Source organism: Streptomyces gobitricini (genome assembly GCF_039532985.1).
GTDB classification, from domain to species: Bacteria; Actinomycetota; Actinomycetes; order Streptomycetales; family Streptomycetaceae; genus Streptomyces; species Streptomyces gobitricini.
On sequence record NZ_BAAASR010000014.1, the window covers coordinates 60,505 to 78,442 of the forward strand.

Annotated in this window: 14 protein-coding genes and 1 pseudogene; 7 read left to right on the forward strand and 8 right to left on the reverse strand. The window is 73.6% G+C overall.

The genetic code is table 11. The features are described from left to right. Positions 1 to 2: 2 nt before the first annotated feature. From sucB to ABD347_RS11795, 3 genes are all read right to left on the reverse strand, one after another. Complete coding sequence (gene sucB, locus ABD347_RS11785) at positions 3 to 1,850, reverse strand: 2-oxoglutarate dehydrogenase, E2 component, dihydrolipoamide succinyltransferase (RefSeq protein WP_344359950.1); 1,848 nt, start codon at positions 1,848 to 1,850, stop codon at positions 3 to 5. 58 nt (positions 1,851 to 1,908) lie between these two features. Continuing rightward, positions 1,909 to 3,297 (reverse strand): dihydrolipoyl dehydrogenase, encoded by a 1,389-nt coding sequence (gene lpdA, locus ABD347_RS11790; protein WP_344359952.1) that lies wholly within the window; start codon positions 3,295 to 3,297, stop codon positions 1,909 to 1,911. A 299-nt stretch (positions 3,298 to 3,596) separates the two neighbouring features. After that, entirely contained in the window at positions 3,597 to 5,132 is a 1,536-nt protein-coding gene (locus ABD347_RS11795) for a leucyl aminopeptidase (RefSeq protein WP_344359954.1), read from the reverse strand. 305 nt (positions 5,133 to 5,437) lie between these two features. Here ABD347_RS11795 and ABD347_RS11800 point away from each other — a divergent pair, with 305 nt between their 5' ends. Genes ABD347_RS11800 through ABD347_RS11820 form a run of 5 tightly spaced genes read left to right on the forward strand, consistent with a single transcriptional unit; the run spans position 5,438 to position 12,070 of the window. After that, positions 5,438 to 7,492, forward strand: coding sequence for a hypothetical protein (locus ABD347_RS11800; RefSeq protein ID WP_344359956.1), 2,055 nt, complete (start codon positions 5,438 to 5,440; stop codon positions 7,490 to 7,492). 40 nt (positions 7,493 to 7,532) lie between these two features. Further along, positions 7,533 to 9,179 (forward strand): GT4 family glycosyltransferase PelF, encoded by a 1,647-nt coding sequence (pelF, locus tag ABD347_RS11805; protein ID WP_344359958.1) that lies wholly within the window; start codon positions 7,533 to 7,535, stop codon positions 9,177 to 9,179. Then, the gene (locus tag ABD347_RS11810) at positions 9,179 to 10,648 is read left to right on the forward strand and encodes a hypothetical protein (RefSeq protein ID WP_344359960.1); all 1,470 of its coding nucleotides are present in this window, start codon (positions 9,179 to 9,181) and stop codon (positions 10,646 to 10,648) included. Before pelF ends, ABD347_RS11810 begins: the two co-directional genes overlap by 1 nt. A 19-nt stretch (positions 10,649 to 10,667) precedes the next feature. Then, positions 10,668 to 11,276, forward strand: a complete 609-nt coding sequence (locus tag ABD347_RS11815; protein ID WP_344359962.1) for a spherulation-specific family 4 protein — start codon at positions 10,668 to 10,670, stop codon at positions 11,274 to 11,276. Next, entirely contained in the window at positions 11,273 to 12,070 is a 798-nt protein-coding gene (locus tag ABD347_RS11820; RefSeq protein WP_344359964.1) for an endo alpha-1,4 polygalactosaminidase, read from the forward strand. Before ABD347_RS11815 ends, ABD347_RS11820 begins: the two co-directional genes overlap by 4 nt. Positions 12,071 to 12,076: 6 nt before the next feature. Here the strand turns inward: ABD347_RS11820 and ABD347_RS11825 are convergent, their stop codons facing one another. Next, positions 12,077 to 12,280 (reverse strand): cold-shock protein, encoded by a 204-nt coding sequence (locus tag ABD347_RS11825; protein WP_344359966.1) that lies wholly within the window; start codon positions 12,278 to 12,280, stop codon positions 12,077 to 12,079. A gap of 66 nt (positions 12,281 to 12,346) precedes the next feature. After that, positions 12,347 to 13,174 carry an adenosylcobinamide-GDP ribazoletransferase gene (locus ABD347_RS11830; RefSeq protein WP_425575634.1) on the reverse strand — a complete coding sequence of 276 codons (828 nt, stop codon included), beginning with the start codon at positions 13,172 to 13,174 and terminating at the stop codon, positions 12,347 to 12,349. A 37-nt stretch (positions 13,175 to 13,211) separates the two neighbouring features. On the opposite strand from ABD347_RS11830, the pseudogene ABD347_RS11835 reads away from it, so the two are divergent. After that, positions 13,212 to 13,967, forward strand: a pseudogene (locus ABD347_RS11835) (hypothetical protein); the annotation flags it as partial. Here ABD347_RS11835 and ABD347_RS30650 read toward each other — a convergent pair. The 3 genes from ABD347_RS30650 to ABD347_RS11845 all read right to left on the reverse strand — a co-directional run bounded on the left by ABD347_RS30650 (position 13,916) and on the right by ABD347_RS11845 (position 17,622). Further along, positions 13,916 to 14,776, reverse strand: coding sequence for a hypothetical protein (locus tag ABD347_RS30650; protein ID WP_425575630.1), 861 nt, complete (start codon positions 14,774 to 14,776; stop codon positions 13,916 to 13,918). The pseudogene ABD347_RS11835 and the gene ABD347_RS30650 overlap by 52 nt on opposite strands. 474 nt (positions 14,777 to 15,250) lie before the next feature. Next, complete coding sequence (cobT, locus tag ABD347_RS11840; RefSeq protein WP_344359972.1) at positions 15,251 to 16,372, reverse strand: nicotinate-nucleotide--dimethylbenzimidazole phosphoribosyltransferase; 1,122 nt, start codon at positions 16,370 to 16,372, stop codon at positions 15,251 to 15,253. A gap of 50 nt (positions 16,373 to 16,422) precedes the next feature. Then, positions 16,423 to 17,622, reverse strand: coding sequence for a bifunctional adenosylcobinamide kinase/adenosylcobinamide-phosphate guanylyltransferase (locus tag ABD347_RS11845; RefSeq protein ID WP_344359974.1), 1,200 nt, complete (start codon positions 17,620 to 17,622; stop codon positions 16,423 to 16,425). Positions 17,623 to 17,702: 80 nt separating this feature from the next. Between ABD347_RS11845 and ABD347_RS11850 the strand changes: the two genes are divergently transcribed. After that, on the forward strand, positions 17,703 to 17,912 hold the full coding sequence (locus ABD347_RS11850; RefSeq protein WP_344359976.1) for a hypothetical protein: 210 nt from the start codon (positions 17,703 to 17,705) through the stop codon (positions 17,910 to 17,912). The last annotated feature ends 26 nt before the right edge of the window (positions 17,913 to 17,938 follow it).

A 17,938-nucleotide genomic window follows, 5' to 3' on the forward strand; every position in this document is an offset into this window, starting at 1 on the left:
GGTTACAGGCCGAGGTCGACCTCGAACTCGCCCGCCTCCAGGATCCCCTTGACGGCCGTCAGGTAGCGGGCCGCGTCGGCACCGTCCACCAGGCGGTGGTCGTAGGAGAGCGACAGGTACGTCATGTCGCGGACCGCGATGGTCTCACCCAGGTCCGGGTGGTTGATGACCACGGGGCGCTTGACCGTGGCGCCGATGCCCAGGATGGCGACCTGGTTCGGCGGCACGATGACCGTGTCGAACAGCGCGCCGCGCGAGCCGGTGTTGCTGATGGTGAAGGTGGCGCCGGACATGTCGTCCGGGGTGAGGCCGCCGCCACGGGCCTTGCCGGCCAGCTCGGCGGTCTTCTTGGCGATGCCGGCGATGTTCAGGTCGCCCGCGCCCTTGATGACCGGGGTCATCAGACCCTTCTCGGCGTCCACGGCGATGCCGATGTTCTCCGAGTCGAAGTACGTGATCGTGCCCTCGTCCTCGTTGATCCGGGCGTTGATGACCGGGTGGGCCTTCAGCGCCTGGGCCGCCGCCTTCACGAAGAACGGCATCGGGGACAGCTTGACGCCCTCGCGGGCGGCGAACGTGTCCTTCGCGCGGTTGCGCAGCTTCATCAGCTTGGTGATGTCGACCTCGACGACCGAGGTCAGCTGGGCCTGCGAGTGCAGCGCCTTCATCATGTTGTCGCCGATGACCTTGCGCATCCGGGTCATCTTGACCGTCTGGCCGCGCAGCGGGGAGGCCTCGAGCGCCGGGGCCTTGGCGGCGGCCGGGGCGGCCTCGGCCGGAGCCTCGGCGGCGGCCTTCGCGGCCTCGGCGGCGGCGATGACGTCCTGCTTGCGGATGCGGCCACCGACGCCGCTGCCCTTGACCGACGTCAGGTCGACGCCGTTCTCGGAGGCGAGCTTGCGGACCAGCGGGGTCACGTAGGCACCGTCCTCCGCCGGCGCGGAGGCCTGCGCGGCGGGCGCGGCCGGAGCGGCGGCGGGCGCGGACTGCGCCGGGGCGGGCTTCTGGGCGGCGGGAGCGGCCTGGGCCTGGGCAGGGGCAGGGGCCTCGGCGGCGGGCGCCGGGGTCTCCTTGGCCGGAGCGGCCGGGGCGGGAGCCTCGGCGGCGGGCGCCGGGGTCTCCTTCGCCGGGGCGGGGGCCTCCTGCGCCGGGGCTGCCGGGGCCGGGGCCTCGGCGGCGGCCGGGGCCGCACCCGGGGCGCCGATGACGGCCAGCTTGGCGCCGACCTCGGCGGTCTCGTCCTCGCCGACCACGATCTCCAGCAGCACACCGGAAGCCGGGGCCGGGATCTCGGTGTCGACCTTGTCCGTGGAGACCTCGAGCAGCGGCTCGTCCTCCGTGACCTCCTCGCCGACCTGCTTCAGCCAGCGGGTGACGGTGCCCTCGGTGACCGACTCGCCCAGCGCGGGCAGGACGACGTCGGTGCCCTCGGCCGAACCGCCGCCGGCGGCGGACTCGGCGCTCGGGGCGGGGGCGGGGGCCTCGGCCTCGGTGGACGGGGCGGCCTGGGCCTCGGCGGCGGGCGCGGGGGCCTCCTGCGCCGGGGCGGCGGGAGCCTCGGGGGCGGGAGCCTCGGCGGCGGCCGGGGCGGGGGCCTCGGCGGGCGCGCCCGTGCCGTCGTCGATGACGGCCAGCTCGGCGCCGACCTCCACCGTCTCGTCCTCGGCGACCTTGATGGAGGCCAGGACGCCGGAGGCGGGGGCGGGGATCTCGGTGTCGACCTTGTCCGTCGACACCTCCAGCAGCGGCTCGTCGGCCTCGACGCGCTCGCCCTCGGCCTTCAGCCAGCGGGTGACAGTGCCCTCGGTGACGCTCTCGCCGAGCGCCGGCAGGGTTACGGAAACCGACATGGTTTCGGTTGCTCCTAACGAATTGCGGAAAGTGGTCGTCGCGCCCGGACCGAAGGCGTCAGTCGTGGGAGTGGAGGGGCTTGCCGGCCAGGGCCAGGTGGGCCTCGCCGAGCGCCTCGTTCTGCGTCGGGTGGGCGTGGATGAGCTGCGCGACCTCGGCCGGCAGCGCCTCCCAGTTGTAGATCAGCTGCGCTTCGCCGACCTGCTCGCCCATGCGGTCACCGACCATGTGGACGCCGACCACGGCACCGTCCTTGACCTGGACGAGCTTGATCTCACCCGCGGTCTTGAGGATCTTGCTCTTGCCGTTGCCCGCGAGGTTGTACTTGAGGGCGACGACCTTGTCCGCGCCGTAGACCTCCTTGGCCTTGGCCTCGGTGATGCCGACGGAGGCGACCTCGGGGTGGCAGTACGTCACCCGGGGCACCCCGTCGTAGTCGATCGGAACGGTCTTCAGACCGGCCAGACGCTCCGCCACCAGGATGCCCTCGGCGAAGCCGACGTGCGCGAGCTGGAGGGTCGGGACCAGGTCGCCGACCGCGGAGACGGTCGGGACGTTCGTGCGCATGTACTCGTCGACGAGGACGTAACCGCGGTCCATCGCGACGCCCTGCTCCTCGTAGCCGAGACCGGCCGAGACCGGGCCGCGGCCGATGGCGACGAGCAGCACCTCGGCCTCGAAGGTCTTGCCGTCGGCCAGGGTGACCTTGACGCCCTCGTCGGTGTACTCGGCGCTCTGGAAGAACGTGCCGAGGTTGAACTTGATGCCGCGCTTGCGGAAGGCGCGCTCGAGGAGCTTCGAGCTGTTCTCGTCCTCGGCCGGGACGAGGTGCTTCAGGCCCTCGATGATCGTGACGTCCGTGCCGAAGGACTTCCACGCGGAGGCGAACTCGACGCCGATGACGCCGCCGCCCAGGATGATCGCGGACTGCGGCACCCGGTCCAGGGCCAGCGCGTGGTCCGAGGAGATGACGCGGTTGCCGTCGATCTCCAGGCCCGGGAGCGACTTCGGTACGGAACCGGTGGCGAGGAGGATGTGACGGCCCTCGACCCGCTGGCCGTTCACGTCCACCGAGGTGGGGGAGGACAGCCGGCCCTCACCCTCGATGTAGGTCACCTTGCGGGAGGCGACCAGACCCTGCAGGCCCTTGTACAGGCCGGAGATCACGTCGTCCTTGTACTTGTGGACGGCCTTGATGTCGATGCCCTCGAAGGAGGCGAGCACACCGAACTGGTCGGCCTCACGGGCCTGGTCCGCGATCTCACCGGCGTGGAGCAGCGCCTTGGTGGGAATGCAGCCGTTGTGCAGGCAGGTGCCGCCGAGCTTGTTCTTCTCGATCAGTGCGACGTCCAGGCCCAGCTGCGCACCCCGCAGGGCCGCGGCGTACCCGCCACTGCCACCGCCGAGGATCACTAGGTCGAAAACGGTGCTGGCGTCGTTCGCCACGTCACGTCCTCCATGCATGTGCGCCGGTCGCCGGTCGTCGACGACCGGGCGGCGGCTGGTGTTCGGCCGCTGTTTCTTCGGCCCTGTGGTGGGGGCCCTGTCCTGCCGAGAACCCATCTTCGCACTTGTTGCCGGGACGCGGGACGCGGGGCCGGGCTCTGAGACGGAGCGCCGCCCGGCCGGGCGGATCCGGGAGGCGGCGGAGGTACGGATTCCGTGGCGGTTACGTCGACGGCGAACGGCCCCGGGCGCTTTCGTCCGGGGCCGTCCGCCGTGCCGGGCAGCGCCCGGGCGGCGTGCTAGCCGAGATCGCCCGCGGCCGTGCGCTCCGCCAGCTTCACCAGGGTGCGGACGGCCGAGCCCGTGCCGCCCTTCGGGGTGTAGCCGAACGGGCCGCCCTCGTTGAAGGCCGGGCCCGCGATGTCCAGGTGGGCCCAGGTGATGCCCTCGCCCACGAACTCCTTCAGGAACAGGCCGGCCACCAGGCCGCCGCCCATCCGCTCGCCCATGTTCGCGATGTCGGCGGTCGGCGAGTCCATGCCCTTGCGCAGGTCGGCCGGGAGCGGCATCGGCCAGGACGCCTCGCCGACCTCCTCCGCGATCTCGTGGATGGCGGTACGGAAGGCGTCGTCGTTCGCCATGATGCCGAAGGTGCGGTTGCCCAGCGCCAGCACCATCGCTCCGGTCAGCGTCGCCACGTCGACGATCGCGTCGGGGTTCTCCTCGGAGGCCCGCGTCAGGGCGTCGGCCAGCACCAGACGGCCCTCGGCGTCGGTGTTCAGGACCTCGACGGTCTTGCCGCTGTACATGCGCAGCACGTCACCGGGGCGGACGGCGGAGCCGGACGGCATGTTCTCGGCCAGCGCCAGCCAGCCGGTGACGTTCACCGCCAGGCCGAGGCGGGCGGCCGTGACGACGGCGGCGAACACCGCGGCGGCGCCGCTCATGTCGCACTTCATCGTCTCGTTGTGGCCGGCCGGCTTCAGGGAGATGCCGCCCGAGTCGTAGGTGATGCCCTTGCCGACCAGGGCGAGGGTCTTCTCCGCCTTCGGGTGGGTGTACGCGAGCCTCACCAGGCGCGGAGTGTGCTCCGAACCCTGGCCGACGCCCATGATGCCGCCGTACCCGCCCTTGACGAGCGCCTTCTCGTCGAGGACCTGCACCTTGATGCCGTGCTCCTTGCCGGCCGCGGACGCGATCGCCGCGAAGGACTCGGGGTAGAGGTCGTTCGGCGGGGTGTTGATCAGGTCGCGGGCGCGGTTGATCTCCTCGGCCAGCGCGACGGCGCGCTCGGCACCGGCCTTGTGCGCCTTGTCGCGCGGCTTGGCGCCCAGCAGCGCCACCTCGCCCAGCGGGCCCTTGGCGTCCTTCCCTCCCCGGCCGTCCTTGGCGGACTGGTAGGCGGTGAAGGCGTACGCGCCCAGCAGCGCGCCCTCCGCGATGGCCTCGGTGTCCTCGACCGCCTCGATCGGCAGGGCGAACCCGGCCTTCTTGACGCCGCTCAGGGCTCGGGCGGCCACGCCGGCGGCGCGGCGCAGGGCCTCGGCGTCGTACGTCTCGTCCTTCCGGGGCGCCTGGCCGAGTCCCACCGCGAGGACGACCGGGGCCTTCAGACCGGACGGCGAGGGCACCTTGGTCACCTCACCCTCGGAGCCCGAGGCGCCGAGGGTCTCCAGGACGGTGGCGAGCTTTCCGCCGAACGCCTTGTCCACGGCCTCGGCGCCCGGTGCGACCACGAGCCCCTTGCCGCCCTTCGGGCTCTTGGCGACGCCGACGACAAGAGCGTCGGCGCGCAGTGTCGCCGCGCCGGCGGTGCTGAGAGTGAGAGCAGTCACGGTGGTGAAATCTCGCTTCCATTGAGTTCTGAGGCGGTCGAGGGGTGGGACGACCGGGCCCAGCCGCATCGTAAGTGGGACCCGGTGCACACCGTGAACGAGCCTACGCGTGCTGTCCCGTTTCGCTCACGGCACCGGCAATTCACTCATCCGTGGCGTCTCTGCGGCGTTTGCCGCGTCAACCGCTGAGAGCTGCGTCACACTCCCTGCAATCGTGCAAGGGAGCGACGTACCCCTTTGCATCATCTCCACAGAGCCTCCTGGCGTCCGCACGCCCGCGGAGGACCCACGAGGGGGGAAGCCTCATGCACACCTTCGGACTCCGGGGCGGAAGAGCGGCGGGGACACTGCCGGTCGCGACCGTGCTGGCCACGGCCCTGCTGGCGACGGTCGTCCCGGCCGGACCCGCGGCGGCGGCCGAACTCGCGCCCCGCGTCGACCTGACGGTCCTCGTCGTGGACGACGGCGGCGGCGCGGTCGGGGCGATCGCGGCCGAACTCAGGGGCTCGGGCACCCCCTACCGGACCGTCCGCCTCACCGACCCGGCGCGCCCCGTCATCGACGCCGCGTTCCTCGCCGACACCGTCGGCGGGCGGCCCCGCGCCAAGTACCAGGGCGTCGTCCTGCCCGACGAGGCGCCGCAGGGCCTGGCGGCGGCGGAACGGGCCGCCCTCGCCGCGTACGAGCGGAAGTACGCCGTCCCCCAGGTCGACGCCTACACCTGGGCCCACCCGGGCGTCGGCCTCGACCACACCAGCGAGGGCGGGCGCTCGGGTGTCCTCGACGGCGTCCGCACCGACCTCACCGCAGCCGGGAGGTCGGGCCCGTTCCGCTACCTCGACGGGCCGCTCACCTTCGAGGACAACGCGCCCGGCATCGCGGAGAGTTACGGGTACGCGGGCCGCCCCCGCGAGGGCTACACCAGCTACCTCGACATGCCCGTCGACGGCGGCGGGCGCGCCAGCCTCATCGGGCAGTACGCCCACGACGGCCGGCGCGAGCTGGTCGTCACCTTCGCCTACAACCAGCACCAGCGGCAGTTCCGCGCCCTGGCACGCGGCATCGTGGACTGGCTGACGGGAGGCGTCCACCTCGGACGGAACCGCAACTACCTCTCCGTCCACGTCGACGACGTCTTCGCCGCCGACGCCCGCTGGGACACCGAACGCAACTGCACGCCCGGCGACTTCGACTGCGCCGGCGGTGACGGCGAGGGCACCGCACCGATCCGGATGACCGCCGCCGACGCCCAGTACGCCGCCCAGTGGCAGCGCTCCGCGGGCTTCACCCTCGACATGGTCTACAACGCGGGCTCCGGCGAGGAGTGGAAGACCGAGAACGGCGGAAGCGACCCGCTCACCGCCCGGCTGGTGGCCGACCGCGGCCAGTACCGCTGGATCAACCACACCTACACGCACCCCTTCCTCGGCTGCGTCCAGGACACCTCCACCGTCCCGTGGAGCTGCGCCAAGGACGCCCACGGCAACACCCGTTACATGAGCCGCGCCGAGATCGCCGCCCAGATCCGCGACAACCACACCTGGGCCGTGAACCGGGGCATCGCCGTCGACCGCGCCGAACTGGTCACCGGCGAGCACTCCGGCCTCAAGACGCTTCCGCAGCAGCCCGCCGACAACCCCAACCTCGCCGGCGCCCTCGCCGACACCGGCGTCAAGTGGATCGCGAGCGACAACTCCCGCGAACCCCGGCAGCGGCCCGTCGGCGCCGCGAAGACCGTCCCGCGCCACCCGATGAACGTGTACTACAACGTCGGCACCGCCGCCGAGATGACCGACGAGTACAACTGGGTCTACACGTCGAAGGAGGACGGCGGCAGCGGCGTCTGCGAGACCGACCCCGCCTCCACCTGCCTCGACGAGCCGCTCGACGTGAACACCGGCTACGCCTCGTACATCGTCCCGCAGGAGGCCCGGATCGCGCTCGGCCACGTCATGGGCAACGACCCCCGCCCGCACTACGTCCACCAGTCCAACATGGCCGAGGACCGCCTCCTGTACCCGGTGCTGGACCGGATCCTCGCCGACTACCGCGGCCTGTTCGCCGGCAACACCCCCCTCGTCAACCCCCGCCACCGCGACGCCGGTACGGAACTGGCCCGCCGCGCCGCCTGGGACAAGGCCCTCGCGGACGGCAGGGTCACCGCCTACCGCATCGGCGACACCGTCACCGTCAAGGCACCGGCCGGAGTGACCGCCCCCGTCACCGCGCCGGAAGGGACCCGGAAGAACCTGCTGCTGGGGACGGCGGCGTTCGGCACCCCGTACGCCGGCGCCCGCTCGGCCTGGACCGCGCCCGAGGCGCTCCAGTCCGCGGTCACCCTCACGCTGCCGACCACCTGACGCCCGACGCCCGACCACATCCAGATCCGGGGGGACACCGATGCCGAGCAGTGGCCGCCATGTCACCATGCTCACCGAGGGCACCTATCCGCACGTCCACGGGGGCGTCAGCACTTGGTGCGACCAGCTCGTCCGGGGCATGCCCGAGGTCGACTTCCACGTCCTGGCGCTGACCGGCAGCGGCCGCGAACCGGTCACCTGGGAGCTGCCGGCCAACCTCTACCGGCACACCTCCTTCCCGCTGTGGGGCCCGGCCCGGGGACGCGGCCGGCCTCTCATCGGGCGGGAGCGGCGCCGCTTCACCGACGTCTACGAACGCTTCCTGCTGTCGATACTCGACCCTTCGGCCGGCTGCGACTTCGGCGAGAGCCTGTACGCCCTCGCCGCACTCGCCCGGCGCGGCAGGCTCTCGTCGGCCCTGCGCTCCGAGTCCGTCCTCCGCTCCCTGATGTGGATATGGACCATGCCGCACCTGGAGACGGCGGCCGCCCGCCCCACCGTGCACGACGCCCTGACCGCCACCGACCTCCTCGAACACGCCCTGCGCCCACTCGCCGCCCCCGTCCCGGCCGACAGCGTCGCCCACGCCGTCTCCAGCGGTCTGGCCACCCTCCCCGCGCTCGCCGCCCAGCACTTCGACGACGTGCCGTTCCTCCTCACCGAGCACGGCATCTACCTGCGCGAGCGCTACCTCGGCTACCGCAGCGCCGCCCAGCGCTGGCCCGTCAAGGCCCTGATGCTCGGCTTCTACCGGGAGCTCAACAGCCTCGGCTACCGCAAGGCCGACCTCATCACCCCCTGCAACCAGTACAACCGCCGCTGGGAGGAACGCGGCGGCGCCCCCACCGACCGCATCCGCACGGTCTACAACGGCGTCGACCCGCACGCCTTCCCCCTCGCCGGACCCGAGCCCGCCGTGCCCACCCTCAGCTGGTGCGGCCGCGTCGACCCGATCAAGGACCTGGAGACACTCGTCCGCGCGTACGCCATCGCCCGGGCCGAACTCCCTCAGCTGCGCCTGCGGTTGTTCGGCCCGGTCCCGGCCGGCAACGAGGACTACCGGACGAAGCTGGAGAAGCTCGCCGCCGACCTGGGCGTCGGTGACGGCATCACCTACGAGGGCCGGGTCTCCGACGTGGCGAGCGCCTACGCGGCGGGCAGCCTGGTGATGCTCTCCTCCATCAGCGAGGGGTTCCCCTTCTCCCTCATCGAAGCCATGTCCTGCGGCCGCGCCACCGTCTCCACCGACGTCGGAGGCGTCCGGGAGGCCGTGGGTGACACCGGGCTCGTGGTACCGCCCCGCGAACCCGCCGTGATGGCCGAGGCCGTGACGACCCTGCTGCGCGACCACCAGCGGCGCGCCGAACTGGGACGGCGGGCCCGGCAGCGGGTGGTCGACCAGTTCACCCTGCGCCGCTCCGTCGACGGCTTCCGCCGCATCTACCTGGAACTGGCCGGGCAGCCCCTGCCGGAACCGCCGGTCGAGGACACCCGCGACTGGACCCTCCAGCTGAGGATCGCCGACCCCTGGCGCGAGCTGGTCACCGAGGACGACCTGGTCACCGGGGACGAGCGGACCACCGGGGACGACCTGGTCACCGGGAACGGGCCGGCCGCCGAGGACGGGCTCGCCGGCGGCGACGAACTCCTCACCACGGCGGACTTCGTCACCGGGGAAGCAGCCTGATGAGCGGCTCCCTGTGGCTGAAGGCGGAGTCCGCCGGACTCGACACCCTGCCCGCGATACCGCGGCCCCGGCCCGGCTGGGCGGCCGCCGACCCCATCGACGCCCTGACCACCCGCCTGGAGGAGGTGATAGCGGCCGCCGTCCACCCCGACGAGATAGCCGCCATCCTCGAATCCGACGGCATGACGGACGACCACATAAGGCTGACCTACGGGCGGGAGAACTCCTTCGCCCTCGCCGAGGACCTGTACGCGCGCGTGGAGCGGCGTTTCCCCGAACCGGACGGCCCGCCCGCCGACCCCTGGCACACCGGCCTCGGCGGGTGTCTCCTGCGCGGCCTCGTCTTCGCCCTGCCGGGCCTCGCCTACGTACTCGGCGCCCCGCTCCTGGCCGGCCCGTCCGGCGCACCCGGTCTTCCGGCCGGCACCGTCCCGCTGCTCGCCGGGGCCGTCACGGGCTGGGTCTGGAACCAGGCCCTCTCCCACCGCGCCTACTCCTGGCTCGGTCTCGGCGACCGCCGGGCGGCCACGCGCGCCCTGCTCCACGGCGCCCCGGCCGGCGCCCTGACCGGCGCCCTGGTGGCCTTCACGGTGGCGGCGGCCGGACCGGGGGAGTGGGGCGGCGCCGTCTTCGCCGCCGGCCAGGCGGTGTACCTGGGCGCCGCCACCGTACTGCTGGTCCTCCACCGGGAGAGGGCGCTGCTGGGCGCGCTGGCGCCGCTGATCGCCGGCACGCCCGCCGCCTTCTGGCTCGGGCTGCCCGACCCGGCGCGGGCGGCCCTGCTCGGCACCTCCCTGGCCCTGGCGGTCGGCCTCGCCGGGCGTGAGCTGCTGCCCGCGACGACCCCGGCGGGCGAACGCGGGCGGACCGGGAGGGCCGCGCCCCGGCTCACCGCCTCCCTGCCGTACGGGCTGTTCGGGCTCGGCACGGGCGGGCTCGTCCTGTACGCCGCGATCGCCGACATCGTGGCCGGGGGCGCCGGCGCCGCCACGGCCGGACCGACCGCCGTCGCGCTCACCCTGTCCATGGGGCCCGCCGAGTGGCTGCTGCACCGGTTCCGCAGCGAGAGCCTCGCCGGGCTGCGGGCCTCCACCAGCTCCCGCGCCTTCCGCCGCGCCACGGCCACCACGCTGGCGCTGTGCCTCACCGTCTACCTGGCGGTGCTGCTGGCCCTCGCGGTGACCGGCGCCCTGCTGTGGCCGGGCGCCCCGGACATCGGCGGGATCAGGCTCATGTCACTGCTGCTGATCGGTACGGTGCTGTGGGCGGCGCTGCTGCTCCAGTCGTTCGGGGCGGTGCTCAGCGCGGCGGTGGTGTGCGGAACGGCGGCCGGGGCGCAGACGGTGGCGCTGGCGACGGGGACGGGCGACCCGAGGCTGGTCGGCGCGCTCGTCGCCGGGGCGGCCGCCGTGGTGCTGGCCGTGCTGGGCGGCGTCCTGCTCGGGCGGGCGACCGCACACCGTACGTAGACACACGAAGGAAGCGCACGTGGACCTGCTGGTGCCCTACTACGAACACCCCGCCGCCCGCCCCGCCGAATGGGACGCCATCATCGCCGCCGCGCCCCTGCTGTACGGAGTGGTGCTCAACCCGGCGAACGGCGCGGGCCGGGCGCCCGACCCCGCGTTCGTGACCGTCGCCGACCGGCTGCGCGCGGCGGGGGTGTGCGTCCTCGGCTACACCGACACCGACTACGGCCGCCGCCCGCACGCCGACGTCCTCACCGACCTGGTCCGCCACCGCGACTGGTACGGCGCCGACGGCGCGTTCCTCGACCAGGTGCCGACCGAGCGCCGGGCCGTCGAGCACTACCGGCGCCTCGGGGTGGCCGCCCGCGCGGCCGGAGCCGCCACCGTCGTCCTCAACCACGGGGCCCACCCCCACCCCTCGTACGCCGAACTGGCCGAACTGCTCGTCACGTTCGAGGGCTCCTGGGACACCTACCGCGAGCTGGACCTTCCGGTCGCCGACCACTACTGCCACCTGGTGTACGCGGCCCCGGCGAGTGCACGCCTCTCCACCCGTGTGAAGTGCGCGGTCCCCGGCGCCGGGGCACATCCCTGGGGAACCCTGCCGCACCCCCTGGAGTGCCCGTGACCCGCCGCCGCGTACCGCTCCTCCTCGCCGCCCTGGTGCTTCTGCTGGCCGGCTGCACGAGCACGTCCGACGACGAGCCCGGCCCGCCACGCTCCGGCCGCTGGCAGCCCACACCGGGCCAGCAGTGGCAGTGGCAGCTCAGCGGCCGCCTCGACCCGGACGTGGACGTGCCGGTGTACGACATCGACGGCTTCGACCACCCGGCGTCCACCATCGCCGACCTGCACCGGCGCGGCCGCAAGGTGATCTGCTACCTGTCGACCGGCGCCTGGGAGGACTGGCGTCCCGACGCCGGGAAGTTCCCCGGAACCGTGCTCGGGCACGGCAACGGCTGGAAGGGCGAGCGGTGGCTGGACATCCGCCGCACCGACGTCCTCGGACCGCTGATGGCCACCCGTCTGGACATGTGCCGCGACAAGGGCTTCGACGCGGTGGAACCCGACAACATGGACGGCTACACCAACCGCACGGGCTTTCCCCTCACGGCGGACGACCAGCTCCGGTACAACCGCCTCATCGCCCGCCTCGCGCACGAGCGCGGCCTCGCGGTGGGCCTCAAGAACGACCTGGACCAGATCCCCCAGCTGCTCGACGACTTCGACTTCGCCGTCAACGAGCAGTGCGCCGAGCACGAGGAGTGCCCGGCGCTGAGCCCTTTCATCGAGGCGGGCAAGGCCGTCTTCCACGTCGAGTACGAACTCGGCACGCGGGAGTTCTGCCCGCTGGCGAAACGGCTGCGGCTGAGTTCGATGCTGAAGCGGTACGACCTGGGGGTCTGGCGCAAGCCCTGCTGACGTCCCCTAGGCGGGGGACACGTTCTCGGCCTGAGGACCCTTGGGGCCCTGCGTGACGTCGAACTGGACCTTCTGGCCCTCCTGGAGCTCGCGGTACCCGGAGGAGTTGATGGCCGAGTAGTGGACGAAAACGTCCGGCCCGCCGCCGTCCTGCTCGATGAAACCGAAGCCCTTTTCCGGGTTGAACCACTTCACGGTGCCAGTAGACATGCTGATCGATCTCCTTCGTTCCTTCCCTCGCCGTCTACCGGGGTCCGGGGCCCCTCAAACGTCGATTCAGCGGAATGGACCGAAGGTCAGGACGACGAGCGCCGCCGTGGCCGTCGTCTCCTCCATCGCGCCGAAGACATCGCCGGTCACCCCGCCGAACCGGCGCACACACCGGCGCAGCAGCCACTCCGCCGCCACCAGGGCGAGCGCCGCCGCGACCAGGTGCCGCAGCGCGCCGTCCGGCCCGCCCAGCGCGCCGCCCACTCCGGCGGCGGCCATCAGGACCAGCAGGGCCACCGCCACCGCGGCGCGCGCCGGGACCGTGCCGGCCACGACCGCGCCCAGCCCCTCGGGGCGGGCCGCCGGTACGGCGGTGCGCGAGGCGAGGGTGAGCGCGAGGCGGGCGACCGTGCCGGTGACGGCGGCGCCGACCATGCCGTACGCCCAGCCCTGTCCGGCGTACAGCTCGTACACCGCGGCGACCTGGGCCAGGAGTACCAGCAGCAGCGCGATCACCCCGAACGGCCCGATGTCGGACTGCTTCATGATCCGCAGCGCGTCCTCGGCGGGCTTGCCGCTGCCCAGCCCGTCCGCCGTGTCCGCGAGCCCGTCCAGATGCAGGCCCCGGGTCAGCACGGCGGGTACGGCGACCGAGGCCACCGCGGCGAGTGCCGGGCCCGCGCCCAGCAGCAGGAGCAGCCCGCCGGCTGCTGCCGCCGCGAGGCCCACCACCAGACCGGCGAGCGGCGCCCACAGCATGCCGGCGCGGGCCGCGCCGCGGTCCCACCGGCTCACCCTTACGGGCAGCACGGTGAGGGTGCCGAAGGCGAAACGTATGCCGTCGACGCTCGTACGGGCGCGGTCACGGGTGCGGGAAATGGTCACCGCGCGCAGGGTAGTCGGTAGAACGCCGGAATCTGGAGCGGGTGGCATGGGGCACTGGTTCTACCGCAACATCGTCGAACCGGGGAAGCTTCCGCTGCTGGTCGCCCTCGCCTCTTTCGTGGTGACCTTTCTGGCCACCCGCACCATCACCCGGCTGATCCGGGCGGGCAAGGGGCCGTTCCGCAACGTCAGCCCCGGCGGCCTGCACATCCACCATGTGGTGCCGGGCGTGGTCCTCACCCTGGTCGGGGGTTTCGGCGGGGTCGCGGTGGGACGGCACGAGGCCGGGGCCATCGTCTGCGCGGTGCTGCTGGGGACGGGGGCGGGCCTGGTGCTCGACGAGTTCGCCCTGATCCTCCACCTCGACGACGTGTACTGGAGCGAGCAGGGCCGTCAGAGCGTGGAGGCCGTGGTCCTCACCACCGCTCTCCTGCTGCTGGTGCTCGGCGGCTTCTCGCCGCTGGGCGTCGACGAGGTCAGCCCGGAGGAGCGGCAGGGCAGGGGCGGCTTCATCCTCAGCCTGGTCCTGAACTTCCTCTTCGTGCTCGTCGCGCTGTTCAAGGGCAAGTTCCGGATGGCGATCCTCGGCCTGTTCCTGTCGCCCGTCGCCGTCTTCGGGGCGCTGCGTCTGGCCCGCCCCGGCTCGCTGTGGGCCCGCCGCTTCTACCGCAACCGGCCCGTGGCCCGCGCGAAGGCCGGGCTGCGGGCCTTCCACCACGACCAGCGCTGGAACAGGGTCAGGCGCGGCTTTCAGGACCTGATCGCCGGCGCTCCCGACCGCGTACTGCCCTCGCGCCACCCGCCGGACGACCGTTCACCGCAGCCGCCGTCGGTCGAGGGCTCGCCGCGGCCCCCGTCCGTCGAGGGCTCATCACGGCCCCCCAGCGACGAGGGCCCGCCACGGCCCCCGTCCGGCGATCCGCCGCCGCCCGACCGGCGCTGACGCCAGGACGCCACCGCGCACACCACCAGCACGGCCGCGATCGCCGCCAGGTGCTCCTTGCCCGCGAGGTTGCACTTGACCATCACCTCGACCACCATCGCCACGATCACCGCGGCGCCCGTGACCCACGCCCGGTGGCGCCGGCACACGTACACCGCGAGGCCGACGACCGCCGCCGACGGTCCCGTGTCCACCACCTGGGCGTCGGAGGCGGGCAGGCCCAGCCCCAGCGGCGCGCCGGGGCCCAGGGCGATGCCCAGCCGTGCGTACAGGGTCCCGGCCAGCGTCGCCGCGTACGCGATCAGCAGTGTCCGCCGCCGGCCCAGGCAGACCTCCGCGACGCCGAACACCAGCAGGATCTGCGCCAGCGCGCCCCACACCGGCAGGTCGAGCGCCGGGACGAACAGCGACAGGGGGGTGCGCAGCAGCGCCAGCCACAGCGGGTCCTCGGCCCGTACCGAGCCGATGTGCTGGACCGGCCCGTACCCCCAGGACTGGTTCTGTACGGCCTGGAAGACGGACGTCAGGCACACCGCGCCGAGCGTCATGGCGACCGCCCGCCATTTCCGTGCGACCAGAGCGGCCCGCACCACCGCGTACAGCTCCCCCCACTCGCGGCGCGCGGCCGGCCCGATGCGCAGCAGGTCGGAACTCTTCTCGAAGAGCATGGATCGCGGCTCCCGGATCGGTCGGTACGTGGCGTGGGCGCGGTACGGCGACTCGATCCGGCACCAGCCTGGGAAGAGGCCCGGGCAGGGAGCACCACAGTCGCGGCGCGGGGCCCGTCCCGAGCCCCGCGCCACATGCGAAGACCGGCCTCGGCACGGCGAAGTTGAGTGGGACCCGCGTGATCCGGATCTCTCCGGCGGGCTGGCGGAGCCCGGTGACCGTGGACTCCGGCGACTGGCCGGCCGGGCCGGCCGCATGGCCGGAGCGACGGCGGGCCCCGGGGCACGCCGTCGGCGCCGACGCACTCCGGCGCCACGCACCGCCCGTCGGCCGGGCGCCGGCGCTGCCCCGGGGACATCGGGGAATCCCGCTCGGTGGCACGACGAAACCCGGCCGTACGGGGCGTCGCAAGCCCTGACCGTCCGCCGGTACGGCCGCCGCGACACCGGGGGCGGCGGCCGCACCGGCGCGCCTCAGTCCTGGGCCGACGCCTGCTTCTCCGGCTCCGGCTTGTCAGACTCCGGCTTGTCAGGCTCCTGCTTCTCCGGCGCCTGCTTCTCCGGCAGGTCGGCCGCGAGTGCCGCCGCGGCCTGTACGAGGGGAAGCGCCAGCAAGGCCCCGGTCCCTTCCCCCACGGTGACGCCGTGGTCGAGCAGCGGTTCGAGCGCCATCCGGTCCAGCGCCTTCGCCTGTGCCGGCTCGCCGCTCACCTGACCCGCCAGCCACCAGTCCGGCGCCCGGAACGCCGCACGCTGCGCCACCAGGGCGCACGCCGCCGACACCACACCGTCCAGGATCACCGGCATCCTCCGCACCGCGCTCTGCAGGAGGAACCCGGTCGTCGCCGCCAGGTCCGCCCCGCCGACCGCCGCCAGCAGCTCCAGCTGGTCGCCCAGGACCGGCCGCGCACGCCGCAGCGCGTCACGGACCGCCGCGCACTTGCGCATCCACGCCAGGTCGTCGATCCCGGCACCGCCACGGCCGGTCACCACCGAGGCGTCCGTGCCGCACAGGGCGGCGATCAGCGTGGCCGCGGACGTGGTGCCGCCGACGCTGAGGTCCCCGAGCACGACCAGGTCGGTGCCCGAGTCGGCCTCCTCGTCGGCGATCGCCATCCCGAGGCGTACGGCCTGCTCGGCCTCCTCCGGGGAGAGGGCGTCCTCCCTGTCGATACGCCCGCTGCCGCGCCGCACCCGGTGGCGCACCACGTCGGCGGGGAGGAGCTCCGGGTCGCAGTCCACCCCGGCGTCCACGACGCGCACGGGAACGCCCGCCCGACGGGCCAGCACGGCCACCGGGCTCGCCCCGTCCAGCACGGCACGCACCAACGCGTGCGTGCCGCCGGCGGGGCGGCCGGACACGTCCAGCTCCGCCACCCCGTGGTCGCCGGCGAACAGCACCACCCGCGGCCGCTCCACGGGCCGCACCGGAACGGCCCCCTGGGCGGCCGACAGCCACTCGCCCAACTCGTCGAGACGCCCGAGCGCACCGGGCGGTACGGCGAGGCGCTCCCGGCGTTCCTCGGCGTCACGCCGCGTGCCGCTGTCGGGGCGCTCGATCAGATCGGAGAAGTCGTCGAGATTCAGCCTGCTCATTCGCTGAACAGTACAGGCGCCGCCCCCGCCGTCACGGTGGGCCGGAGCCCTCAGCCGCGCAGCACGAGGGCCTGCCCGGCGACCACCAGGAGGACGTGCTCGCACTCGTCCGCGAACGCCGCGTTCAGCCGCCCGAGCTCGTCCCGGAACCGTCTGCTTCCCGCGTCCCCGGGCACGATCCCCGCCCCCACCTCGTTCGTCACCGCGACGACCGTACGGGAGGTGGCGCGCACCGCCGCGACCAGCTCCGCCACCCGCTCGCGCAACTCCCGCTCGCCGGTCCCGGACCAGGTGGCATCGTCCCAGGCGCCGACCCGGTCCATCGCGTCGGTCAGCCACAGCGACAGGCAGTCGATCAGCAGCGGCGGCCCGTCCGCCCGCAGCAGCGGGACGAGTTCGCACGTCTCCTCCGTACGCCACGCCCCGGGGCGCCGGTCACGGTGGGCGGTCACCCGGGCCGCCCACTCGGTGTCACCGTCCCGCGCGCCGCCCGTCGCGACGTACACCACCTCGGGGAACGTTTCCAGGCGCCGCTCGGCCTCCAGGGACTTGCCCGACCGCGCCCCGCCGGTCACCAGCGTGCGCCGGGGCACGTCGGGCACCGCGTGGTACGCGCCCGCCACCAGCGTCGAACCGTCCGGCACGGCCCGCGCCCCCGCGGCGGCCAGGCGCCGGTCCAGCTCGCCGGGCGAGGGCACGTCGTGGTCCAGGTGCGCCGCGACCACGTCCGTCGCCGGCCCCACACCGCCGGTGGCCCGCAGCCGGGCCAGCCCGTCGGGCCGGCCGACGACGTCGGCGACCACCATGTCGTACGGCCGCCCCATCCCGGTGACACCCGCGGGGGCGCCGCCCGGCGGCAGGTACAGCAGGTTCGGACCTTCGAGCGACGTCACCTCGTACCCGGTCCCGGGCGAGTCCATGGGCACCGCGCGCACCCGGTGCCCGCTGATCAGCGTGAGCTCCCGCCCGTCCGGGACGCGCCCCGCCGCCGGCAGGCCGGCGGGAAGCTCCAGCGCGGGCCCGTCGTGCGGATGGGTGAGCAGCACCTGCCGTACGCCGGTCAGCGAGTGACCCGCCCGCGCGGCGGCCAGCGCGGCGCCCGGCGTCAGGTCGAGCAGCAGCGCCCCGTCCACGAGCAGCGCCGTGGCGGCGCGCGCCCGGCTCCCGCGGGCGGCGGCGCAGGCGGCGCAGGGGCAGTCGGGGCGGGGCAGGCCATCGGGGGCGCCGGTTCCGAGCAGAGTCACTTCCACGGGACGATCCTCCCGCGTCCCCGCGCGGGGTGCGCGCCCGGCTACGCTGCGGGCAGGAAACCGATCATCTGGAGGTCCACATGGCATGGACGTGGCGGTTCGAGCGGTCCGACGGCACGGAGGTCCAGCCGGCGGTCGAGCCGGAGGAGTTCACCACCCAGGGCGACGCCGAATCGTGGGTCGGCGAGAACTGGAAGGACCTCAAGGACGGCGGCGCCGACCAGGTGCTCCTCTTCGAGGACGACACGAAGATCTACGGTCCGATGAGCCTCCACGCGGAAGAGGCCTGACCGATCCCCTGGGCCCGGCGGCCACC